The 22,610-nt window shown below is 71.2% G+C and carries 22 protein-coding genes and 1 pseudogene; 11 read left to right on the top strand and 12 right to left on the bottom strand.

The annotated features are described in order from the left end of the window. Nucleotides 1-20: 20 nt before the first annotated feature. On the bottom strand, nt 21-656 hold the full coding sequence (locus H577_RS0102640) for a vitamin K epoxide reductase family protein (protein WP_029144636.1): 636 nt from the start codon (nt 654-656) through the stop codon (nt 21-23). A gap of 5 nt (nt 657-661) precedes the next feature. Then, nucleotides 662-814, bottom strand: a complete 153-nt coding sequence (locus tag H577_RS17515; RefSeq protein ID WP_156876528.1) for a hypothetical protein — start codon at nt 812-814, stop codon at nt 662-664. Nucleotides 815-946: 132 nt separating this feature from the next. On the opposite strand from H577_RS17515, the gene H577_RS0102630 reads away from it, so the two are divergent. Both H577_RS0102630 and H577_RS0102625 read left to right on the top strand, forming a co-directional pair. Further along, a complete protein-coding gene (locus H577_RS0102630; RefSeq protein ID WP_029144635.1) occupies nt 947-1,783 on the top strand; it encodes an aldo/keto reductase in 837 nt (278 codons plus the stop codon). Nucleotides 1,784-1,799: 16 nt separating this feature from the next. Then, the gene (locus H577_RS0102625) at nt 1,800-3,629 is read left to right on the top strand and encodes a thioredoxin domain-containing protein (RefSeq protein ID WP_029144634.1); all 1,830 of its coding nucleotides are present in this window, start codon (nt 1,800-1,802) and stop codon (nt 3,627-3,629) included. On the opposite strand, the gene H577_RS0102620 is transcribed toward H577_RS0102625, so the two are convergent. Genes H577_RS0102620 through H577_RS0102610 form a run of 3 tightly spaced genes read right to left on the bottom strand, consistent with a single transcriptional unit; the run spans nt 3,604 to nt 6,888 of the window. Then, complete coding sequence (locus H577_RS0102620) at nt 3,604-4,797, bottom strand: cation:proton antiporter (RefSeq protein ID WP_029144633.1); 1,194 nt, start codon at nt 4,795-4,797, stop codon at nt 3,604-3,606. The two genes, H577_RS0102625 and H577_RS0102620, sit on opposite strands and share 26 nt — an antisense overlap. Before the next feature lie 16 nt (nt 4,798-4,813). Then, nucleotides 4,814-5,308 (bottom strand): cation:proton antiporter regulatory subunit, encoded by a 495-nt coding sequence (locus tag H577_RS0102615; protein ID WP_029144632.1) that lies wholly within the window; start codon nt 5,306-5,308, stop codon nt 4,814-4,816. Nucleotides 5,309-5,325: 17 nt separating this feature from the next. Then, a complete protein-coding gene (locus tag H577_RS0102610) occupies nt 5,326-6,888 on the bottom strand; it encodes a dolichyl-phosphate-mannose--protein mannosyltransferase (protein WP_029144631.1) in 1,563 nt (520 codons plus the stop codon). A 22-nt stretch (nt 6,889-6,910) separates the two neighbouring features. Here H577_RS0102610 and rsmI point away from each other — a divergent pair, with 22 nt between their 5' ends. Next, a complete protein-coding gene (rsmI, locus tag H577_RS0102605) occupies nt 6,911-7,729 on the top strand; it encodes a 16S rRNA (cytidine(1402)-2'-O)-methyltransferase (RefSeq protein WP_029144630.1) in 819 nt (272 codons plus the stop codon). Between the two features lie 95 nt (nt 7,730-7,824). On the opposite strand, the gene H577_RS0102600 is transcribed toward rsmI, so the two are convergent. Continuing rightward, nucleotides 7,825-8,580: an SDR family NAD(P)-dependent oxidoreductase gene (locus tag H577_RS0102600; RefSeq protein ID WP_029144629.1), complete on the bottom strand. Its 756-nt coding sequence runs from the start codon at nt 8,578-8,580 to the stop codon at nt 7,825-7,827. A gap of 1 nt (nt 8,581) precedes the next feature. Next, complete coding sequence (locus tag H577_RS0102595; protein ID WP_029144628.1) at nt 8,582-9,448, bottom strand: fumarylacetoacetate hydrolase family protein; 867 nt, start codon at nt 9,446-9,448, stop codon at nt 8,582-8,584. A gap of 136 nt (nt 9,449-9,584) precedes the next feature. Here H577_RS0102595 and H577_RS0102590 point away from each other — a divergent pair, with 136 nt between their 5' ends. The 5 genes from H577_RS0102590 (at nt 9,585) to H577_RS0102570 (ending at nt 15,463) form a co-directional block, all read left to right on the top strand. Then, complete coding sequence (locus H577_RS0102590; protein WP_029144627.1) at nt 9,585-10,892, top strand: enolase C-terminal domain-like protein; 1,308 nt, start codon at nt 9,585-9,587, stop codon at nt 10,890-10,892. Continuing rightward, nucleotides 10,889-11,860, top strand: coding sequence for an aldo/keto reductase (locus tag H577_RS0102585; protein WP_051191627.1), 972 nt, complete (start codon nt 10,889-10,891; stop codon nt 11,858-11,860). Before H577_RS0102590 ends, H577_RS0102585 begins: the two co-directional genes overlap by 4 nt. Further along, nucleotides 11,857-13,374 carry a sugar ABC transporter ATP-binding protein gene (locus H577_RS0102580; protein WP_029144625.1) on the top strand — a complete coding sequence of 506 codons (1,518 nt, stop codon included), beginning with the start codon at nt 11,857-11,859 and terminating at the stop codon, nt 13,372-13,374. Before H577_RS0102585 ends, H577_RS0102580 begins: the two co-directional genes overlap by 4 nt. Next, the gene (locus tag H577_RS0102575; protein ID WP_029144624.1) at nt 13,374-14,405 is read left to right on the top strand and encodes an ABC transporter permease; all 1,032 of its coding nucleotides are present in this window, start codon (nt 13,374-13,376) and stop codon (nt 14,403-14,405) included. The genes H577_RS0102580 and H577_RS0102575 overlap by 1 nt, the downstream gene beginning before the upstream one ends. Nucleotides 14,406-14,470: 65 nt before the next feature. Then, nucleotides 14,471-15,463, top strand: a complete 993-nt coding sequence (locus H577_RS0102570; protein WP_029144623.1) for an ABC transporter substrate-binding protein — start codon at nt 14,471-14,473, stop codon at nt 15,461-15,463. Nucleotides 15,464-15,563: 100 nt separating this feature from the next. On the opposite strand, the gene H577_RS14825 is transcribed toward H577_RS0102570, so the two are convergent. From H577_RS14825 to H577_RS0102555, 3 genes are read right to left on the bottom strand one after another with little or no spacing between them, the layout of a single operon-like run. Next, entirely contained in the window at nt 15,564-16,409 is an 846-nt protein-coding gene (locus H577_RS14825; RefSeq protein WP_051191626.1) for an amidohydrolase family protein, read from the bottom strand. Continuing rightward, nucleotides 16,406-16,735, bottom strand: a complete 330-nt coding sequence (locus H577_RS0102560; protein WP_029144622.1) for an L-rhamnose mutarotase — start codon at nt 16,733-16,735, stop codon at nt 16,406-16,408. The genes H577_RS14825 and H577_RS0102560 overlap by 4 nt, the downstream gene beginning before the upstream one ends. Beyond that, on the bottom strand, nt 16,732-17,421 hold the full coding sequence (locus H577_RS0102555; protein WP_029144621.1) for a FadR/GntR family transcriptional regulator: 690 nt from the start codon (nt 17,419-17,421) through the stop codon (nt 16,732-16,734). The genes H577_RS0102560 and H577_RS0102555 overlap by 4 nt, the downstream gene beginning before the upstream one ends. A gap of 62 nt (nt 17,422-17,483) precedes the next feature. Here H577_RS0102555 and metG point away from each other — a divergent pair, with 62 nt between their 5' ends. Together metG and H577_RS0102545 are read left to right on the top strand one after the other, a co-directional pair. Then, a complete protein-coding gene (gene metG, locus H577_RS0102550; protein ID WP_029144620.1) occupies nt 17,484-19,061 on the top strand; it encodes a methionine--tRNA ligase in 1,578 nt (525 codons plus the stop codon). Then, nucleotides 19,061-19,948, top strand: a complete 888-nt coding sequence (locus H577_RS0102545) for a TatD family hydrolase (RefSeq protein ID WP_029144619.1) — start codon at nt 19,061-19,063, stop codon at nt 19,946-19,948. The genes metG and H577_RS0102545 overlap by 1 nt, the downstream gene beginning before the upstream one ends. Here H577_RS0102545 and H577_RS0102540 read toward each other — a convergent pair. Beyond that, complete coding sequence (locus H577_RS0102540) at nt 19,927-20,133, bottom strand: hypothetical protein (protein ID WP_029144618.1); 207 nt, start codon at nt 20,131-20,133, stop codon at nt 19,927-19,929. The two genes, H577_RS0102545 and H577_RS0102540, sit on opposite strands and share 22 nt — an antisense overlap. A 52-nt stretch (nt 20,134-20,185) precedes the next feature. Here H577_RS0102540 and rsmA point away from each other — a divergent pair, with 52 nt between their 5' ends. Beyond that, nucleotides 20,186-21,169 carry a 16S rRNA (adenine(1518)-N(6)/adenine(1519)-N(6))-dimethyltransferase RsmA gene (gene rsmA, locus H577_RS14820; protein WP_084515741.1) on the top strand — a complete coding sequence of 328 codons (984 nt, stop codon included), beginning with the start codon at nt 20,186-20,188 and terminating at the stop codon, nt 21,167-21,169. Between the two features lie 377 nt (nt 21,170-21,546). On the opposite strand, the pseudogene H577_RS18030 reads toward rsmA, so the two are convergent. After that, nucleotides 21,547-22,596 (bottom strand): annotated as a pseudogene (locus H577_RS18030) (DUF222 domain-containing protein); the annotation flags it as partial. Between the last annotated feature and the right edge of the window lie 14 nt (nt 22,597-22,610).

Genomic DNA, 22,610 nt, shown 5'->3' with positions numbered 1-22,610 from the left:
GATGTGCACGTCAGGTTTTCTCAGCCGAAGAAGGTGTGCCAGATGTTCACGACGGCGCCCAGCCGCACCTGGGCGACGAGCACGATCACGCCGTACAGCACGATGGTCGCCGGCGGCACCCAGGCCATCAGGTGCGCCGCCGCGCGCCGCACGCCCGCGCCGGCCGGCAGGTGCCCGGCACGCAGCACGTGCACGGTGACGGCCAGGAACATCGGGATCGTCACGGCCCAGGTGAGCATGCACCAGGGGCACAGCGCGTGCAGCACGAACACGCTCTGCACGACGAACCAGCACACGAACGCGAACGCCCCCGCCGTGCCCAGCCACACCGGCAGCCAGAACCACCGGGCGAAGCGAGCCCCGGCCAGGATCGCGGCGCCGACGATGACCGGCACCACCCAGAACGCGACGCCGAGCAGGGCGTTGCTGAACCCGAACACGCTGCCCTGCGGCGAGTCGAGGGCATCGCCGCACTGCACCAGCACGCTGATGTCGCAGCCGAGCACGGCACCCGGATGCTCGAGCGCGTGCAGATGCTCCAGGGTGAGCCGGAACGCGGCCCACCACCCGAGCGCACCGGCCGCCACCAGCAGCACCGCGAGGCCGATCGGCCGGTCGGCGGGCGCGGGCACGTCCCCGGCGGTCGGGCTGCTCATGCCGGTCACCGGATGCCGGCGGACGCCGGGGCGGTGGCACCCGGCGGCGGCTCCCACGGTCCGAGTGTGCACGCCGCCGCGACGCCGGATGCCGCGACCAGAGCGAGGACGGCGAACAGCGGCGCGAGGGCGCGGAACAGTCGACCGGCAACCGCCATCCGAGCATCCTCCCTCCGGCACGCACCCTGCGCACCGGATTCCATCCAAACCCCGGTGTGGATCGTGGCGGTAGGGGCACCGCCGTGAAAAACGCCGGTCCGGCACGACGCACAGCCTCGTAGGCTGGGAGGATGAGCGTTCCCGAGATCACCCTCAACGACGGCACCCGCATCCCCCAGCTCGGCTACGGCACCTTCAAGGTGCCCGCCGACGACGCGCAACGCGCGGTGAGCGAGGCGCTCGAGCTCGGGTACCGGCACATCGACACCGCCGCCGTCTACGGCAACGAGCAGGGCGTGGGCGCGGCGATCGCGGCCAGCGGCATCCCGCGCGACGAGCTGTTCGTCACGACCAAGCTGTGGAACGACCGGCACGACGGCGACCAGCCGCGGGCGGCCCTCGGCGAGAGCCTGGAGCGGCTCGGACTCGAACAGGTCGACCTGTATCTCATCCACTGGCCGACGCCCGCCAAAGACGACTACCTGCACGCGTGGCAGAGGCTGATCGAGCTGCGCGCCGACGGTCTTGCCCGCAGCATCGGCGTGTCGAACTTCTTGGTGCCGCACCTGGAGAAGATCGTCACCGCCACCGGGGTGGTCCCCGCCGTCGACCAGATCGAGCTGCACCCCGCCCACCAGCAGCCCGCCGTCACCGCCTGGGCGGCCGCCCACGACGTGCGCATCGAGTCGTGGGGTCCGCTGGGCCAGGGCAAGTATGACCTGTTCGGCACCCCCGCGGTCGCCGGTGCCGCCGCCGCGCACGGCAAGACGCCCGCGCAGGTGGTGATCCGCTGGCATCTGCAGCACGGGTACATCCTGTTCCCCAAGTCGGTGCACCGCGAGCGTCTGGCCGAGAACATCGACGTGTTCGACTTCGTCCTCACCGACGACGAGGTCGCCGCGATCGACGCGCTCGAGCCCGGCGACGGGTCGGGCCGGGTCTCGGCCCACCCCGACGAGGTCAACTGAGCGAGGGACGGGTTCGGTGACCTCGCGCCTGGCGGCCTCGGCGAGCCCGTACCTGCGGGCCCACGCCGACAATCCGGTGGCGTGGTATCCGTGGGGCGACGAGGCGTTCGCCCGGGCCCGCGAGCGCGACGTGCCGGTGCTCGTCTCGATCGGCTACTCCACCTGCCACTGGTGCCACGTCATGGCACGCGAGTCGTTCGCCGACCCCGACACCGCCCGTGAGCTGGGCGACGGGTTCGTGGCGATCAAGGTCGACCGGGAGGAGCATCCTGACGTCGACGCCGCCTACATGGCCGCGGCGTCGGCCTTCACCCGCAGCCTCGGCTGGCCGCTGACCGTGTTCACCACCCCCGACGGGCGCGCGTTCTACGCCGGCACGTACTTTCCGCCGCAGCCGCGGCCGGGGATGCCGTCGTTCCGGCAGGTGCTGGCGGCGGTGCGTGAGGCGTGGACCGTGCGCCGCGACGAGGTGGTGCAGACGGCCGACGCGGTCGTGGGCGCACTGCGCCGGGCGGCGGATGCCACCCCCGCACCGCTGCCGACCCTCGACGCGCTCGCCGCTGCGGCCCGGGCCGTCCTCGCCCGCGAGGACCGCGAGTACGGCGGCTTCGCTCCGCCGGGTGCGGGCATGGGCACGCCGAAGTTCCCCACCGTGCCGGTGCTGCGCTTTCTGCAGGCGCCCGCGCTCGCCGATGCCGTGCCCGAGGCGGCCGCCGCCGCCGGCCGTGCGCTGGCGGCGATGGCGGCCTCGCCGCTGCACGATGCGATCGACGGCGGCTTCTTCCGCTACGCCACCCGCCGCGACTGGACGGTGCCGCACTACGAGCGCATGCTCACCGACAACGCCGGGCTGCTCGAGGTCGCCGTCGACGCCGGTGACGAGGGCACCGTGCACGATGTGGCCCGGTTTCTGATCGACGTGCTGCAGCAGGGCACGGGCGGGTTCGCCGCCGCGCAGGACTCCGAGTCGTGGATCGACGGGGTGCGCAGCGAGGGCGGCTACTATGCGCGGGACGCGGCAGCCCGCGCCCGCCTCGCACCCCCGGCGCTCGACGGCAAGATCGTCACCGGCTGGAACGGCATGGCGATCGGCGCCCTGGCCCGCGCGGGGCTCCGCCGCGGTGAGCAGCGCCTGGTCGAGGCGGCGCGGTGGGCGGCCGACGCGGTGCTGACCACCGCCGTCGACGAGCAGGGCCGGTGGCACCGGGCGTGGCTCGACGAGGTGCTCTCGCCCGCACCGGCGACGCTCGAAGACCACGGCCTGATCGCCACCGGCCTGCTGGCGCTGTGCGCCGCCACCGGCGAGGTTGCGTACGCGGTCCGCGCCCGCGACCTGGTGGACGCCTGCCTGGCGGATGCGACCGCGCCGGCGGCGCCGGCCGGGCCCGACCCGGTGCTCGCGGCGGGCGGGGTGCCGGCCGACCCGTCGCCCGCCGACACCGACCATCCGTCCGGCCCGAGCGCGATCGCCGAAGCCGCCACGGCACTGTGGCTGCTCGGCGCGGGGGAGCGGTACCGTCAGGCCGCGGCATCCGTCGTCGCCGCGCACGCCGTGCGGGCGCTGGCCGAGCCGGTGGCCCACGGTGCGCTGCTGCGGGTCGCGGCCACCCTGACCGGTTCGCCCCGGCAGGTCGTGGTCATCGCCGAGGGCGGCGACCCGCTCGTGCGCGCGGCGGTCACGTTGCCGGCCGATCTGACGGCGGTGGCGACGCCGGCGCAGTCCGCGGCGTTGGCGGATGCCGGTTTCTCGCTGTTCGATCACCGGCAGCCGGACCGGGCCACCGTGTACGACTGCCGGGCGTTCGCCTGCGCGCTGCCGGTCACCGACCCGGCTGCGCTGGACTGACCGCCTTCTTCTTGCGCGTGGTCACCTTGCGGAACCAGGCGGTGTCGCTGAGCCGGCCGAGCAGGGTCGCGCCGATCACCGTGAAGAACACGTAGATCGCCGCCAGCGGGGCCAGCATCGGCACCGTCCCGGCGGCGATGCCGGCGATCACGATCGAGAACTCGCCGCGTGGGGTCAGTGCGATCCCCGCACGCCACCGGCCCGGCACGCCGATGCCCGCCCGCCGCGCCGCCAGATAGCCGGTGAGGATCTTGGTGCCCATGGTCAGCGCCGTCAGGATCAGCCCGGGCACGATCACCTGGGGCAGCTGCGAGGCATCGGTCGCCAAGCCGAAGAACACGAAGAACACCGCTGCGAACAGGTCGCGCAGCGGCGAGAGCACCTCGCGGGCCGATTCGGCGACCCGCCCCGACAGGGCGATGCCCACCAGGAACGCGCCCACCGCGGCCGAGACGTTCACCTCGTCGGCCAGTCCCGCCACGAGCATCGTCAACCCGAGCACCCCGAGCACCAGCGGCTCGGTCAGATCGGGCGTGAACAGCCGCGAGACCGCCGGACCGAACCGCAGCGCGATGAACAGGATCAGCAGCACCACCGCCACCGCGATCGCCACCCGGATCGCGCCCTGCAGCAGGCTCACCCCGATCACCAGCGCCGACGCGGTCGGCAGGTAGAACGCCATCGCCAGGTCTTCGATCACCAGGACCGACAGCACGACGGGGGTCTCCCGGTTCCCGATGCGGCCGAGGTCGCGCAGCAGCTTCGCGGTGACCCCCGACGAGGTGACCCAGGTGATGCCGGCCACCGCGACCGCCGCGGGGATCGGCCAGCCCAGGATCAGCGCGAACACGAACCCGGGCAGGGCGTTCAGCGCCGCATCGAGCAGACCGGCCACCTTCGACCGGCGCAGCCCGTGCAGCAGCTCGGCCGCCGAGTACTCCAGTCCCAGCAGCGCGAGCAGCAGGATCACGCCGATCTCGGCGCCGATCTGGAAGAAGCTGGCGCTGGCGTCCATCGGCAGCAGGCCGCCGGTGCCGAACACCAGCCCGGCGATCAGGTACAGCGGGATCGGCGACAGCCCGATCCGGGCGGCGAGCCGGCCGAGCAGGCTCATCCCGAACAGCAGGGCGCCGACTTCGATCAGGACGAGGACGGGGTCTTCGTTCATCGGCGGCGCCCGGGGATCATTCCGGTCCGTCGGTGATCAGGTGCGTGGCGGCATCCAGCCCGGCGCGCGTTCCCACCGTGACGATCACATCCCCCGCCCGCAGCACCTCGGACGGTGTGGGGGAGGGGATCACGCGACGGTCGCGGATGATCGCCACCACCGACACGTGCGTGCGGGTGCGGGTCTTGGTGTCGCCGAGGGTCTTGTCCACGAACGGGGAGCCCTCGGGCAGCACGATCTTCTCGGTGTACAGGCCGTCGGTCTCGTCGGTGAGCTTGGTGAGCCGGCTGACCGCCAGCGAGGCACTGAACAGCTCCGCCAGCGCCTCGGCCTCGTCTTCGGTGATGCGCAGCGACTCGCGGCACTCGTCGGGGTCGTCGGCGTCGTACACGCCCAGTTCGCGCTCGCCGTCGCGGTAGCGGACCACGGCGAGCCGTCGCCCGCTCTCGGTCACCAGATCATGGCGCACGCCGATGCCGGGCAGATCGACCTTCTCGATGCGGACAGTCACGGTACGAGGGTACCGGCTCAGATCCAGGTGGGGATCCAGTTGTGCAGCCGCCAGAACGCGTAGGGAACCGGCATCCCGACCCACACCGGGTACCAGAAGGCCGACAGCGCCACGACGACCGCCAGGAACACCCACACCACCCGCTGACCGGCACGCCGCCGGCGGGGATCGGCGTGGCGGCCGCCGGCCACCTCCTGCAGCGCGAAGGTCAGCGCCAGCACCGTGAACGGCAGCATCGCGATCGTGTAGAACTGGAAGATCGTGCGCTCGGGGAACAGCAGCCACGGGACGTAGGTGGAGGCCACGCCGGTCAGAACGATCGCGTGGCGCCAGTCGCGCCGGCGCACCACGGCCACCACCAGGTAGACGGTCGCGGCGATGCCCGCCCACCAGATGACCGGGTTGGGGATCGACGAGATCGCCTGCACGCAGCTGCTGGTCCAGGTGCACCCGGCCTGGCCGAACGCGTCCTGATGCCAGTACATCGAGGTGGGGCGGATCAGCAGGGGCCACTGCCACGCCGGGCTGGCGTAGCTGTGCGGTGTGGTGAGCCCGACGTGGAACGCGTAGATCGCCTGGTGGTAGATCCACAGGCTCTGCAGCGGCCCGGCCGCGGCGTGCCGGTCGTAACCGTCGGCGCTGACGAACCACCCGGTCCACGACGCCAGGTACACCGCGAGCGCCACCGGCACCAGCAGCACGAAGGATGCCACGCCCTGCCGCAGCGCCCCCCACGGCCACAGCGGCACCCCGGCGCGGCGACGGGTGAGCGCGTCGCTGACCACCGCGTACAGTCCGAGCGCCGCCAGCACGTACAGGCCCGACCACTTCACGGCCGTCGCCGCCCCCGCGGCGGCGCCGGCCGCGACCAGCCACGGCCGGTTCCACAGCAGCGGGCCGAGGCCGCCCGTGCCGTCGGCCGGGGCGCCGTCGGCACGGGCGGCGAGCGCGGCGCCGAGCCGGTCGAGATGGCGGCCGCGGTCGATCACCGCGAACAGGAACGCGAGCACCGTGAAGAAGGTGAGGAACACATCCAGCAGCGCCACCCGGCTGAGCACGATGGCCAGCCCGTCGATCGCCATGAGCAGGCCGGCGACGGTGGCGAACGCGGTCGAGCCGGTCAGCCGCTTGCCGAGCAGATACACCAGCAGCACGGTGGCGGTGCCGAACAGCGCCGCCGCGATCCGCCAGCCCACGGACGAGTCCGGGCCGAAGATCCACATGCCCAGCCCGATCAACCATTTGCCCAGCGGCGGGTGCACCACGAAGCTGCCGGTGCTCAGGTATGTGCCGGTGTCACCGGCGACGAAACCCTTGTCGGCGTCCGACGGCCAGTCGCCGGGGGCGCCGAGGTTCCACTGGCTCCAGGCATCCTTCACGTAGTAGGTCTCGTCGAAGACCAGCTGGTGCGGATGGCCGAGGTCCCACAGCCGCAGCACGGCGGCCAGCAGCGTCACCGCGATCGGGGCGGCGACATCGACGCGGCGGCGCAGCGGTGCCGAGGCGCGCACCCGCGCACGCCACCTCTCGAAGCGGGACGGGTCGGCGCCCGGCAGCAGCGCATCCACCGTCGCAGTCACCGTCCCAGCCTATGCTGGGGCGGTGATCATCCTCGCGGCCACGCCCATCGGAAACCTGGGCGATGCGACCCGCCGGCTCGTCGAGGCGCTCGAGACGGTCACCGTGGTGGCCGCCGAAGACACCCGTACCGCCGCACGGCTGCTGCAGGCGCTGGGCGTGGCCAACCGGCCGCGGCTGGTTGCGCTGCACGACCACAACGAGAAGGAGCGGGCGGGACAGCTGGTCGAACTGGCACGCGAGCGCGATGTGCTGGTGGTCAGCGACGCGGGCATGCCCACCGTCAGCGACCCGGGGTATTCGCTGGTGGCCGCCGCCGCAGCGGCCGGGGTCGCAGTGACCGCGCTGCCGGGGCCGTCGGCGGTGCTGACCGCCCTGGCGGTGTCGGGGCTTCCCACCGACCGGTTCGCGTTCGAGGGGTTCCTGCCGCGCAAGCCGGCCGAGCGCGCACAGGCGCTGTCCGCGCTGGCCGCCGAGCCGCGCACGCTGGTGTTCTTCGAGGCGCCGTCGCGGATCGCACAGACCCTGGACGACATGGCGCACGCGTTCGGCGCCGACCGGGCCGCGGCGGTGTGCCGGGAGCTGACCAAGCTGCACGAACAGGTGCGCCGCGGGCCGCTGGGCGAGCTGGCGGCGTGGGCGGCTCAGGGGGTGCGCGGCGAGATCGTCGTGGTCGTGGCCGGGGCCGCACCCCGGCGTGTGCCGTTCGGCGACGCGGTCACCCAGGTGCTCGAGCTCACCCGTTCCGGCGAGCGGTTGAAGGATGCCGCGGCCGAGGTCGCCGAGGCCACCGGGCACTCGCGACGCGAGCTGTACCAGGCCGCGCTCGCCGTCAAGAACTGACCCGACCGGCACGCCGCGCCGGCGGGCACCCGGTCGGCCGCGCCGCCACCCGGCCGGCGGCGCAAGCGCACCCGCTCAGCCGCGCCGGCACCCGATCAGCCGCGCGGGCGCAGCCGCAGCTCCTGCATGCCGCCGTCGACGGCCAGGCCGATGCCGGTGGTCGACCCCGACGACGGGCTGACCAGGTAGGCGACCGCACCGGCGACCTCGTCGGGCGAGACGAGCCGGCCATGCGGCTGGCGCGCTTCGAGCGCCGCGCGCTCGGCGGCCGGGTCGTCGGCGCGGCTGAGCAGCCGGCCGATCCACGGGGTGTCGGCGGTCCCGGGGTTCACGGCGTTGAACCGGATGCCCTCGTGCAGGTGGTCGGCGGCCATCGCCTTGGTCATCGACAGCACGGCGCCCTTCGTGGCGCTGTACAGCACGCGCTGCGGCAGCCCGGCGGTCGCCGCGATCGACGAGGTGTTGCACACCGCCGCCGCCCGCGACGCGCGCAGGTGCGGCAACGCCGCCCGGGTGACACGGGCCATGCCCACGACGTTGATGTCCCACACGCGGTGCCACTCGTCGTCGTCGTTGGCGGTGACATCCCCCTGCGCACCGATGCCGGCGTTGTTCACGACGATGTCGATGCCGCCGAACTCGTCGACCACCCGGGCCACGCCCGCGCGCACCGAGGCGTCGTCGGTCACATCCACGGCCACCGCCAGGTCGGTCTCGGTCGCCGCGTCGGGGTTGAGGTCGAAGACCGCGACCCGTGCCCCGTCGGCGCGCAACCGGGCGGCGATCGCCGCGCCCAGGCCCGATGCGCCGCCGGTGACCACTGCGACCAGTCCGTTCAGCTCCTGTGCCATCTCAGTCCTCCTTCTGGCCGCGCACGGCCACGTACTGCTGACGCTGCCGGCCGAGCCCGTCGATCTCCATCTCGACGACGTCGCCGGCGCTCAGATACGGGAACCGCCCCGACAGGGCGACGCCTTCGGGCGTGCCGGTCAGGATGAGGTCCCCGGGCTCGAGGGTCAGGTACTGGCTGAGTTCCCACACGATGTGATCGATCGAGAAGATCAGGTCCGAGGTGCGCGAGTCCTGCCGGCTCTGCCCGTTCACCCACGAGCGCAGCCGCAGATCGGCCGCGTCGACCTCGTCGGGGGTGACCAGCCAGGGCCCGAGCGGCAGGAAGCCGGGGGCGGACTTGCCCTTCGACCACTGCCCGCCCGAGACCGCCATCTGCCAGTCCCGCTCCGAGAGGTCGTTGGCCACGGCGTAGCCGGCGATGTGCGCGGCGGCGTGCTCGGCCGAGCGCAGCCGGGTCGCGCGACGGCCGATCACGACGGCCAGCTCCACCTCCCAGTCGGTCTTCGTGCTGCCGGCGGGGATCTCGACGTCGTCGTCGGGGCCGACCACGGTGTTCGGCGCCTTCATGAACATCACCATGTGCTCCGGCGGTGCCGAGCCCGACTCGGCCGCGTGGGCGGCGTAGTTCATGCCGATGCAGTACACCGCCTGTGGGCGCGCGACGGGCGCGCCGATGCGGGCGGTGGCGGCATCCGTCATCACGGGCAGGGCATCGGATGCCACGGCCTGACGGGCGCGTTCGATTCCGCCGGCGGCGAAGAAGGCGCCGTCGATGTCGGCGGTGACGGGGGACAGGTCGAGGACACGGTCGTCCTCGACGATGACGGGCACCTCGTGGCCGAGGGGTCCGAGACGGGCGAAGCGCATGGGCAATCTCTCCGAAGGTCGGAACTCTTCGACGACCTTCACCGGTCGCCACCGCTGATTCTCGCACAGATGCCGGCACTTGACGAGTAGACATCCGACGTTTATTCTCGATTCTCGACAGTCCGGAAAGGAAGACATGGCCGTCATCACCGCCGTCGACACGGTCGACATCCGGTTCCCCACCTCGCTGAGCCTCGACGGCTCGGACGCGATGAACCCCGACCCGGACTACTCCGCCGCCTACCTGGTGCTGCGCACCGACGCCGGCGACGATCTCGAGGGCCACGGCTTCGTCTTCACGATCGGCCGCGGCAACGACGTGCAGACGGCCGCGTTGCACGCGCTGCGGCCCTACCTGATCGGGCAGGACGTCGACGCGCTGCTGGGCGACATGGGAGCGACCTCGCGCCGGCTGGTGGGCGACTCGCAGCTGCGCTGGCTGGGCCCCGAGAAGGGCGTCATGCACATGGCCATCGGCGCCGTGGTCAACGCGCTGTGGGACCTGCGCGCCAAGCGCGCCGGGCAGCCGCTGTGGCTGCACCTGTCGTCGCTGAGCCCCGAAGAGCTCGTGTCGCTGGTGGACTTCCGCTACCTGACCGACGCACTCACCCCCGACCAGGCGCTGCAGATCCTGCGCGACGCCGAACCGGGCCGCGCCGAGCGCATCGCGCGGCTGCGCGAGGTGGGCTACCCGGCCTACACCACCACCCCGGGGTGGCTGGGGTACTCCGACGAGAAGCTCGCGCGGCTGTGCCGCGAGGCCGTGGCCGACGGGTTCGGGCAGATCAAGCTGAAAGTCGGCGCCGACCTCGACGACGACATCCGGCGCATGCGCATCGCCCGCGAGTGCGTGGGCGAGCACTTTCCGATCGCGATCGACGCGAACCAGCGCTGGGACGTGCCGGATGCGGTCGCCTGGGTGCAGGCCCTGGCCGGGTTCGACCCGGCCTGGGTGGAGGAGCCGACCAGTCCCGACGACGTGCTCGGGCACGCGGCGATCGCCCGCCAGGTCGCGCCGGTGCGCATCGCGACCGGCGAGCACGCGCAGAACCGGGTGATCTTCAAACAGCTGCTGCAGGCCGAGGCGATCGGTGTCATGCAGATCGACGCCACCCGCGTGGGCGGGGTCAACGAGAACATCGCGAACCTGCTGTTGGCCGCGCGCTTCGGCGTGCCGGTGTGCCCGCACGCGGGCGGGGTGGGCCTGTGCGAGGTCGTGCAGCACCTGTCGATGTTCGACTTCGTCGCCGTGTCGGGCACGATGGAGGGGCGCTGCATCGAGTTCGTCGACCATCTGCATGAGCACTTCGTGACCCCGACCGTGGTGACCGCCGGTCGCTACCGCGCCCCCGAGGCGGCCGGCGCCGGCACGCAGATGCTGCCGGGTTCGATCGCGGCGTACACCTGGACCGCGCAGCAGACCGACCAGAAGGTGGACGCGTGACCGATCGCCTCGCGCTCGCAGACCTGAACCCGCTCGGGTTCGGCGCCGCCTCGATCGGCAACCTGTACCGGCAGGTGTCGGATCGGCAGGCGCACGAGGCGTTGCAGGCGGCCTGGGACGGCGGCATCCGGTATTTCGACACCGCACCGCACTACGGCCTGGGCCTGAGCGAACGCAGACTGGGCGCGTTCCTGCGCGAGCAGCCACGCGAGCGCTTCGTGCTTTCGACCAAGGTGGGCCGGCTGCTGGTGGAAAACCCGGACTTTCGCGGCGGCCGCGACCTGGCGCACGATTTCGACGTGCCCGACGACCTGGTGCGCGTGTTCGACCCCTCCGAGGCCGGCATCCGCCGGAGCATCGAGGAGTCGCTCGACCGACTGGGCCTCGACCGCATCGACATCGCCTACCTGCACGACCCCGACGTGTACGACCTCGAGCGGGGACTCGGCGAGGGGCTGCCCGCGCTGGCGCGGCTGCGCGACGAGGGCCTGGTGGGCCGGATCGGGGTCGGGGTCAACGACGCCGCCGTCGCGGCGCGGGCGGTGCGTGAGGCCGACCTCGACGTGGTCATGGTCGCCGGCCGGTGCAGCCTGCTGCGCCCGCACGGCTTCGACGAGCTCGCACCCGAGTGCGCCGCCCGCGGCACGCGCATCGTCGCGGCATCCCCGTTCAACTCCGGGCTGCTGGCGACCCGGCGCCCGGCGCCCGGTGCGCTCTACGACTACCGTCCCGCCGGGGCGGAGTTGATCGGGCGGGTGGAGAAGATCGCGCAGCTGTGCGAGTCGTTCGGCGTCGACCTGCCCACCGCCGCGCTGCAGTTCCCGCTGCAGATCCCGCAGGTGGTCTCGGTCACCGTCGGCACCGCCCGGGCCGAGGCCGTCGACGAGAACCTGGCGCGGATGGCGGCGGAGATCCCCGCACAGCTGTGGGAGCAGCTGCGCACCCTCGACGAGGAGGTCGTGTCGTGACCCAGACGTTGCTGCTCGAGGCCGAAGGGGTCTCCAAGGGCTTCCCCGGGGTGAAGGCCCTCGACGACGTGCGGTTCGACCTGCGGCACGGCGAGGTGCTCGCCCTGGTCGGCGAGAACGGCGCCGGCAAGTCCACCCTGATGAAGCTGCTCGCCGGCATCTACACGCCCGACGCGGGAACCTTCCGCCTGAACGGGCGCGAGCTGAAGGTCACCGGCCCGCGCGACGCGCAGGAGCAGGGCATCAGCATCATCCATCAGGAGTTCAACCTGATGCCCGATCTCACCGTCGCGCAGAACATCTTCATCGGCCGCGAGCCGCGGGCATCCGGGTTCTTCCTCAGCGACACGGCGCTGAACCGCAAGGCGCAGGCGCTGTTCGACGAACTCGGCCTGGCGCTCGACCCGGCAGAACCGGTGGAGCGGCTCACCGTGGCCCGTCAGCAGATGGTCGAGATCGCCAAGGCGCTCTCGTTCGACGCGAAGGTGCTCATCATGGACGAGCCCACCGCGGCGCTGAACGACGCCGAGGTCGACGTGCTGTTCGAGTTGATCGGGCGGTTCCGCACCCCCGAGCGCGGCGTCGTCTACATCTCGCACCGGATGCCCGAGCTCGAGCGCATCTCGGATCGCATCACCGTGCTGCGGGACGGACGATACGTGGGCACGGTAGAGACGGCCGCCACCGATCAGCGCGAGGTCATCTCGATGATGGTCGGACGCAAGATCGCCGGCGAGACCCGGCCGCGGCAGCTGCCCGCGGACGCGCAGACCGTCCTCGAGGTCGAGGGGCTGTCGACCAAGCATCTGCTGCGGGATGTCAGCTTCCAGGTGCGGCGGGGCGAGATCTTCGGATTCGCGGGGCTGATGGGCGCGGGACGCACCGAGGTCGCCCGTGCCATCGTCGGCGCCGACCGGCGCACCGCCGGCACCATCCGTCTGCACGGGGCACCGGTCGAGATCGCGAACCCCGCCGCAGCCGCGAGACTCGGCATCGGATACCTCTCGGAGGACCGCAAGCTGCTCGGGTGCCTGCTCGAACGCAGTGTGCGCGAGAACATCGCGCTCTCGTCGCTGTCGGGCGACTTCAGCCGTGCCGGGTTCGTGCGAGACCGCCGCATCGAGCAGGTCGGGCAGGAGTACATCGCCAAGCTGCGCATCAAGACGCCGTCCTCGGCGCAGCTGGTGCGCAACCTCTCCGGCGGCAACCAGCAGAAGGTCGTGATCGCCCGGTGGCTGGTCAAGGACTGCGACATCCTCATCTTCGACGAGCCCACCCGCGGCATCGACGTCGGCGCCAAGGAGGAGATCTACACGCTGCTGCGCGAGCTGGCCGATGCCGGCAAGGCCATCGTGATGATCTCGTCCGAACTGCCCGAGGTGCTGCGACTGTCCGACCGCATCGCCGTGATGGCCGAGGGGCGCCTCACCGCCGTCCTCGACAACGCCGACGCCACCCAGGAGAACCTCATGGAATACGCCACCCGCTTCAGTGCCGAAGGGACGGTCGCCTGATGACCACGACACCGCAGCTCGACCCCGACAAGGCCCCGTCGACCACCGCCTACCAGACCATGCAGGCCGGCGGGTCACGCTTCGTACGCCTGCGCGGCTCGCTGCAGCAGCTGCTGGCCGGGGTGAGCCTCATCCTGATCGTCGCGTTCTTCTCGTTCGCGAGCCCGTACTTCTTCACCGTCAACAACCTGATCTCGATCCTGACCGCGGCCACGGTCACCGGCATCCTGGCCCTGGGCACCACGTTCGTGATCATCACCGGCGGCATCGACCTGTCGATCGGCACCGGCATGATCCTGTGCGGGGTGATGGCGGGCGTGTTCCTCACCTACTGGGGCTGGCCGCTGTGGCTGGGCGTGATCGCCACGATCCTGTTCGGTGGCCTGATCGGGCTGGTCAACGGCGTGAACGTGTCGATCCTGGGCATCCCGTCGTTCATCGCCACCCTGGCGATGATGCTCGTGGCCAGCGGCCTGTCGCTGGTGATCTCGGGCACCAAGCCGATCTACTTCCCCGACCACCCGGCGTTCCAGTCGATCATGAACCTGTCGATCATCCCCGGCATCCGGTTCCCGCTGGGCGTGGTCATCTTCATCGTCGCGATCGTGATCGCCGCGATCGTGCTGTCGAAGACCGTGCTGGGTCGCTACACGTTCTCGATCGGCTCGAACCGCGCCGCCACGGCGCTGTCGGGCGTGAACGTGAAGCGCTGGGAGATCATCATCTACACGATGGCGGGCCTGTTCGTGGGCCTGGCCGGTGTGCTTTCGGCCTCGCGGCTGTCGTCGGCCCAGCCGACCGGCGGCATGGGGTTGGAGCTGCTGGCCATCGCCGCCGTCGTCATCGGGGGCACCTCGCTGCAGGGCGGCAAGGGCTCCATCGTCGGAACCGTCATCGGTTCTTTGATCATGGCCGTTCTCACCAACGGCCTCCGCATCATCTCAGTTCCGCAGGAGTGGCAGAACGTCGTCGTCGGCATCGTGGTGCTGATCGCGGTGTACCTCGACATGCTGCGCCGCAAGCGGGCCTGAGATCGCTCCGGGGCACCGGAGTCTCGTCCACACAATCACGCAACACACACGACAAAGGAGTTCCCATGTGGAAGAAGCGCATGGTCACAGCCGTCGTCGGCCTGACCGCGGCCGCGATCGCCCTGGCCGGCTGCGCCGGTGACGGCGGCAACGGCGGCAAGGACGGCGACAAGCCGGGCGGCGACAAGCCGTACGTCGCCCTGGTCTCGAAGGGCTTCCAGCACCAGTTCTGGCAGGCCGTGAAGAAGGGCGCCGAGCAGGCCGCCGACGAGTTCAACGTGAAGATCTCGTTCGAGGGCCCCGACAGCGAGTCGAACGTCGACCAGCAGATCCAGATGCTGCAGACCGCGCTCGACAAGCATCCGGCCGCGCTCGGCTTCGCCGCCCTCGACAGCCAGGCGGCCGCGCCGCTGCTGCAGCAGGCGAAAGACCAGAACATCCCGGTCATCGCGTTCGACTCCGGGGTGGACAGCGACATCCCGTTGACGACCGCCGCCACCGACAACAAGGCCGCCGCGGCCGACGCCGCCAAGCACATGGCCGAGGCGATCGGGCATGAGGGCAAGGTGGCGCTGGTCGTGCACGACCAGACGTCGGTCACCGGCAAGGAGCGCCGTGACGGCTTCGTGGACTACATGAAGCAGAACGAGCCCAAGATCGAGATCGTCGACATCCAGTACGGCGGCGGCGACCAGGCCAAGTCGGCCGACCTGACCAAGGCGATCCTGTCGGCACACCCCGACCTGAAGGGCATCTACGGGTCGAACGAGGGTTCGGCGATCGGCGTCGTGCAGGGCGTGAAAGAGCTCGGCATCTCGCCGGACAAGCTCGTCATCGTCGGGTTCGACTCGGGCAAGGCCCAGATCGACGCGATCAAGGACGGGCTCATGCTCGGGGCCATCACCCAGAACCCGATCGGCATCGGTTACGAGACCGTGAAGGCCGCGGTCGAGGCGATCGACGGCAAGCAGCTGCCGAAGACCATCGACACCGGCTTCTACTGGTACGACAAGAGCAACATCGACGACCCGAAGATCCAGGCCGTCCTGTACGAATGATCCGCTGACGTGAAGGGGGACGGCTGCGGCCGTCCCCCTTCACCCGTCTTCGGGCGGGCGCCCTCGTGCGCGCCGACGCGGGCGCAGCCGGGCGCGCCGATCAGTCCAGCCCGTAGAACCGGGCGGCGTTGCGTTCTGCCAGTTCGTCCCACTGCGCGCCGCTCGTGCCGCTGACCCGGCGCACCCGGTCGACCCAGTCGGCCAGGGTCATGCCGGCGCCGGTGCGCGCCGAGACCGGCCAGTCGCTGCCGATCATGCAGCGTGAGATGCCGAAGGCGTCGATCGCGGCGGCGATGAATCCGTCGGCGTGGCGGTCGAAGGATGCCGCATCCGACGCCTCGGCGGCAAGGCCCGACAGCTTCACCCAGACGTGGGGCAGGGCGGCGACCCGGTCGATCCCGGCGCGCCAGGCACGGCCCGGGGCGGAGTCGATCCCGGCGTCCACCGGTGGCTTGCCGAGGTGGTCGAGCACGGTGGCGGTGCCGGGGGCGCGATCCAGAAGCTGCGCCAGGGCGTCCAGCTGACCGGCGCGCACGCACGCGTCGAAGACCAGGCCGCGCCGGCCGAGCTCACCCAGTCCGGCTGCGAACACGTCCGGACGCCAGGCGGCGGCATCCTCGCCCTGCAGCAGGTGTCGCACGCCCACCACCTGCGGTACGGCCTGCAGCGCATCGAGTGCGGCGGACAGATCCGCAGCGCGCAGGTCGGCGTGGGCGACGATCCCGGCCCGCTCCGGCCAGTCGAGCCCGGCCACCCAGCGTGCCTCGGCGAGTGCCTGGCCGGCGAGCGCATCGGCCTCGACGAACACCATGCGGGTGCTCTGGCCGTCGGCCCGGTCGATGTCGGCGGGCAGGAACCGGGGACCGGGGCCGGTGGCATCCGTCAACCACGGGTAGTCGAGCACGGCGGTGTCCCACACGTGCACGTGCGCGTCGATCAGCGTCATGGGCCCACCTGCTGCGCCAGCGACCACACCGTCTCGAGCGGGGCGTACGCGTCCTCGCCGTCGGGGCCGCGGAACCCGGCGACGAAGCGGCCGATGTGCGCCTGCCAGCGCTCGTCGGCCGGGTCGCCTTGGACCACACGCATGGCGGCGTCCCAGTCGTCGCAGTCGACGAGGTGGAACAGCCGGTCACCGCTGCGCCAGATGGTCCAGTCGTGGATGCCGGCCCGCTCGAACAGCGCCGCCAGCTCGTCGGGCACGCGGGCGTGCTCGGTGCGGTAGTCGTCGACGGCACCGGGCGCGATCACCGAGTGCAGTGCGACTCTCATCGCTGCTGCCCGCTCTCGTACGCGTCGCGCAGCCACTGCTCGGTGCCGGCGATGTGGGTCAGCGCCAGCGCCTGGGCGAGATCGGCGTCGCGCAGGCGCAGCGCGTGCAGGATCTGCCGGTGCTCGTCGATGGTGCGGTCGGCGGCGCGGTGCTGGGTGAGACCGCGCCACACCCGCGCCCGCTGGGTGCCGGACTGCATCGACTCGATCAGCCGACTGAGGTACTCGTTGCCGGCCGCCTCGACGATGGCCTGATGGAACGCCAGGTCGTGCGCGACCAGGTCTTCGATGGGCCCGTCGATGTCGGTCTCGTCGACCAGCTGCCCGATGTGCTCGAGCTGTTCGTCACTGAGCCGACCGGCCGCCATGCCGGTGGCGGCGGGTTCCAGGATGCGGCGCACACCGAAGATCTCGAGCACCGAGCGGTCGGAGTGCAGGTCGACCACGAAGCTCAGCGCCTCCATCAACAGCCGCGGCTCCAGGCTCGTCACATACGTGCCGTCGCCGCGACGCACGTCGAGCACGCGGATCACCTCGAGCGCCTTGACCGCCTCCCGCAGCGAACTGCGCGAGACGCCCAGCCGCTCGCCGAGCTCCTTCTCGGGGGGAAGCCGGTCGCCGGGGCGCAGCTGCCCCGACACGATCATCTCTTTGATGCGCAGGATCGCATCGTCGGTCACTGCCATGTGCACATGGTAGCGACTGAAACGAAAGACATCCGACCTCTGGCGCAATCTAGACTCGGGGGGTGACTTCCGCCGGTTCCTTCTACATCACGACGCCGATCTATTACCCGAGTGATCTGCCGCACATCGGGCATGGGTACACCAGCGTCGCGGTCGACACCCTGGCCCGCTGGCACCGCCAGGCGGGGGATGACACCTGGATGCTCACCGGCACCGACGAGCACGGCCAGAAGATGCTGCGGGCGGCCGCGGCGAACAGCGTGACCCCGCAGCAGTGGGTCGACAAGCTGGTCACCGAGAGCTGGTTCCCGTTGCTGCGGACGCTGGATGTCGCCAACGACGACTTCATCCGCACCACGCAGGAGCGCCACGAGCACAACGTGCAGGTGTTCTTCCAGGCCCTGTACGACCGTGGTTACATCTACGCCGGTGAGTACGAGGCGCTGTACTGCGTGGGCTGTGAGGAGTTCAAGCCCGAGTCCGAGATCGTCGACGGCACCGGCCCGTTCGAGGGACTGAAGGTCTGCGCGATCCACTCCAAGCCGCTGGAGCTGCTGCAGGAGAAGAACTACTTCTTCAAGCTCAGCGAGTTCGGCGACCGGCTACTCGAGCTGTACAAGACGCAGCCCGACTTCGTGCGGCCCGAGTCGGCGCGCAACGAGGTCGTCTCGTTCGTCAAGCAGGGGCTGAAGGACCTGTCGATCTCACGGTCGACGTTCGACTGGGGCATCAAGGTGCCGTGGGACCAGTCGCACGTCATCTACGTGTGGGTGGATGCGCTGCTGAACTACATCACCGCGATCGGGTACGGCAGCGACGAAGAGACCTTCGCGCGGCGCTGGCCGGCGTACCACGTGGTGGGCAAGGACATCCTGCGCTTCCACGCCGTGATCTGGCCCGCGCTGCTGATGGCAGCCGGACTCGAGGTGCCGCGGGGCGTGTTCGCACACGGCTGGCTGCTGGTGGGCGGCGAGAAGATGTCGAAGTCGAAGCTGACCGGCATCGCCCCGACCGAGATCACCGACGTGTTCGGTTCGGACGCGTACCGGTTCTACTTCCTGTCGGCGATCCCGTTCGGCCACGACGGGTCGTTCTCGTGGGAGGACCTGTCGGCGCGCTACCAAGCAGAGTTGGCGAACGGGTTCGGCAACCTCGCATCGCGCACCACCGCGATGATCGAGCGGTACTTCGAGGGGATCGTGCCCGCTCCCGGCGAGGACACCGACCGGGATGTCGCGGTGCAGCGCACGGTGGCGGATGCCGCGGCCGCCGCGGACGCGGCCGTGGAGCGGTTCCGCATCGACGAGGCGATCGCGGCGATCTGGACCATCGTCGACGAGCTGAACGCGTACATCACCGACAATGAGCCGTGGGCGCTGGCCAAGGACGACGCGCAGCGGGAGCGGCTGGGCACCGTGCTGTACACGGCCGCGGAGGGGCTGCGGGCGCTGGCGGTGCTGCTGTCGCCGGTGATGCCGATCGCGACCGAGAAGCTGTGGGTGGCGCTGGGCGCCGCCGAGTCGCTCGGTCGACTCGTCGACCAGCCGATCCGCGACGCGGGGCGGTGGGGCATCCTGAAGCCCGGCACATCGGTGAACGGGCTCGCCCCGCTCTTTCCGCGCGTGGAGCAACCGGCCTGATGCCCGACGATCCGTCGACCTATGTCCGGCACCGCGAGAAGGGTTCGCGCGACGTGTCGTATCCGCCGGCGCCCGAGGCGCTGCCGGTGCCGGTGTACGACAATCACTGCCACCTCGAGATCGCGGACGGCGATGAGGGCGGGTTGACGCTTGATGAGCAGCTCGAGCGGGCGCTGGCCGTCGGTATCGCCGGAGTGGTGCAGGCCGGCGGCGACATCGAGTCGAGCAGATGGTCGGCCCAGGCGGCATCCGCTCACCCGCGCGTGCTGGCGGCGGTGGCGATCCACCCGAACGAGGCACCGGCGTATGCCGCCGCCGGCCGGCTCGACGAGGCGATCGCGGTGATCGACGAGCTGGCCGCGCAGCCCCGGGTGCGGGCGATCGGCGAGACCGGGTTGGACTTCTTCCGCACCGGGGAGGACGGCATCCCGGCCCAGATGCGGTCGTTCGAGGCGCACATCGCGCTGGCGAAGGCCCACGGCATCGCGATGCAGATCCACGACCGTGACGCGCATGAGGCGGTGCTGCAGACGCTGGAGCGGGTGGGTGCGCCCGAGCGCACGGTGTTCCACTGCTTCTCGGGCGACGCCGAGATGGCGCGGTACGCCGCCGACCGCGGGTACTACCTGTCGTTCGCGGGCAATGTCACGTTCCGCAACGCGCAGAACCTGCGCGACGCGCTGGCGGTGGCCCCGCCCGAGCGGATCCTCGTCGAGACCGACGCGCCGTTCCTGACACCGACCCCGTTCCGAGGCCGACCGAACGCGCCGTATCTGGTGCCGGTGACGGTGCGGTTCATGGCCGCCGAACTCGGTGTCGATCTCGACGAGCTGTGCGCACAGCTGGCCGCGAACACGCTCGCCGTCTACGGCGCGTTCGAAGACTGAGCGGTGCCGGGCTGGGCGGCCTTCGGCGGCCCGAAGAGCGTCTCGGTCTGATCGGGCTCCATGCCCTTGGTCTCGGGGATGCGCCACATCTCGGGGGTGGGGTTGCTGGTCCACGACGACGCCAGCAGCCAGCGGAAGTCCCGGCCCAGACGGCGGGGCGCGACCAGGTCGCCGAGTGAGGGCACCGGATGATCCTGGCGACCGGTCGGCACCGCACGCGGATGGGACAATGGCCCGATGACCGTCTCACTCCTGGGCGCCGCCGAGATCCGCGCCCTGGCCGCCGAGCTCGAGGTGACCCCGACCAAGAAGCTCGGGCAGAACTTCGTCGTCGACGCGAACACGGTGCGGCGCATCGTGCAGGTCGCAGGGGTGCGTGACGGCGAGCACGTGGTCGAGGTCGGTCCGGGACTGGGGTCGCTGACCCTGGCGATCCTGCAGGCGGGTGCCCGCGTCACCGCGGTGGAGATCGATCATCGCCTGGCGGCGCGGTTGCCCGGCACCGCGGCATCCCACGGTGTCGCCGACGGGGCACTCACGGTGATGGATGCCGACGCGCTGCGCGTGCGGTCGCTGCCGGGCGACCCGTCGGTGCTGGTGGCGAACCTGCCGTACAACGTGTCGGTGCCGGTGCTGCTGCACTTTCTCGAGACGTTCGATCACCTGCGCCGCGGTGTGGTCATGGTGCAGGCCGAGGTGGGGGAGCGGTTGGCGGCCGCGCCGGGGTCGAAGGTGTACGGCGCACCGAGCGTCAAGGCCGCCTGGTACGGTGCGTGGCGGCTGGCCGGGCACGTGTCACGGCAGGTGTTCTGGCCCGTGCCGAACGTCGACAGCGTGCTGGTCGGCTTCGTCCGCGATCCGCAGCCACGGGGCACCGCCGGCGAGCGACGTCGTGTGTTCGAGGTGGTCGATGCGGCGTTCGGTCAACGCCGCAAGATGCTCCGCCAGGCGCTCGCGCCGGTGCTAGGCGGCTCGTCGGCCACCGCGTCCGAGGTGCTCGAGCGTGCCGGCGTCGCGCCGACGCTGCGGGGGGAACAGCTCACCATCGACGACTTCATCGCGATCGCCCGTCAGAACGGCGGGTCGTCGTCGGCGGCGTCCGCAGAGGCGGGATCGTCAGCGGATGCCGGGCCGTCAGCGGATGCCGGGCCGTCAGCGGATGCGACGTTACCTCCGCCTCGCGTTGCCGACGCGACGTCGGGTCGTTCTGCCACGGGGTAGCCGGCGGCGCCGTCAGCGCATGCGGTGCCGTCAGCGGACGCCGTACCGCCCGTCTCCGCCGGCGCCTGACCATCACGCGCTTCGGCGCGGGCGAGCGCGGCCTGCACGCGCGCGTCGAGTCCGGCATCGGGGTTCACGGTGCCGTGCCCGGTGGGGAATTCGAGTCTGATGGTGCCGTCATCCCGTCGGTGATGTCGGATCAGCGTGACATCCTTCGGGGCATGATCGGGATCACAGAGCGGATCGAGGTTCGCCAAATCGGTCGCACCCCGGCCGGGGCCGTGGAAGGCGCAGTGGTGGTCGATGTCGGCGGTGATCGCCAGTCGGTCGCATCCGTCGCGTGCGCAGGTGCCGTGCACCAGGGTGAGCCAGGTGCGCTGTGCTTCGGTGGCCCGGCGGGAGCGGCGGTCCATGTCGAGGATCACTCCGGTGACCGGATCGGTGATCACCCGGGTGAACGAACCCGCCTCGAGCAGCAGTTGCCGGGCCGTCGCATCGTCGATCGGCCCCTCACCGGGGATGAGGCACTCGCGGTTGAGGTCGAGTCCGACCCGGCCCGACCGGTGCGGGCGCACACTCGCCTGCGCCTCGGGCGTGAGACGGTCGAGAGGAACGGTCACGAACACCTTGGTCGTGACGAAGCCGCCGAAGGCCGCGCCGGTGAGCAGATCGGCGGCCGCGTCGGCGCGGATCTGCTCGGCCGTGCGCCCGTCGCGCTCGGCCGTCGTCATCGCCTTTGCCGTCGCCGTCAGCGCGCGGTCGACGGCGTGCGCGCGATGTGAGGGCATCAACACATGCACCCACGACATCTGGTCGGGGACGTCTTCGACGTAGGCGATCCGCTGCGCGAAGGCTTCGGCGTGCCGCTGTGTGCGGGTGCGCGAGGTGAGTCGGTCGGCGACGGTACGGGCCCTGCGGCGCACCGACGACGCCGACGCGTGCAGAGCCACCTGCGTCATGATCCGGTCGAACTCGTCGACGAGATCCGGATGCTCGGCGAACGCACCGAGCTGCGCGAGCAGACCGTCGACGTGCGCGACCGAGAGGAGCCCCTCGCGCGCCGCCTGCCACGCCCGGGGGAGTTCGGCGCGGGCCCGCCGCGCTGTGCCGGCGAGCGAGCGCACCTGGTGCTCGGTCAGGCTCAGTCGCGACGCAGCCTCGGTCACCGCGCAGCGCACCGCCAGCTCGGCGTCGCCGCCGAGCGGAGGGATGCTGTACCGGCGGATCGGGGTGTCGGCATCGAGGTCGATGTTCACGTACACCTCGGGATGCCGCCGCGCATAGTCGAGCGCCTCGGCCAGCGCCTCGCACCGCCGGGCGTCGCGCCGGTTCGTCTCATACTGATCGGCCTCGGCATCCTGGAACAGGGCGTTCAGCACGAACGCGTCATCGACGCGTTCGGCGGGCTCGCCCTCGAGAAGTTCCATACCTCTAGACTAGC

Source organism: Microbacterium luticocti DSM 19459 (assembly GCF_000422405.1).
Taxonomy (GTDB): domain Bacteria; phylum Actinomycetota; class Actinomycetes; order Actinomycetales; family Microbacteriaceae; genus Microbacterium; species Microbacterium luticocti.
The sequence above is the reverse complement of the archived record's forward strand: the minus strand, read 5'-3'. Positions and strand labels throughout refer to the sequence as shown.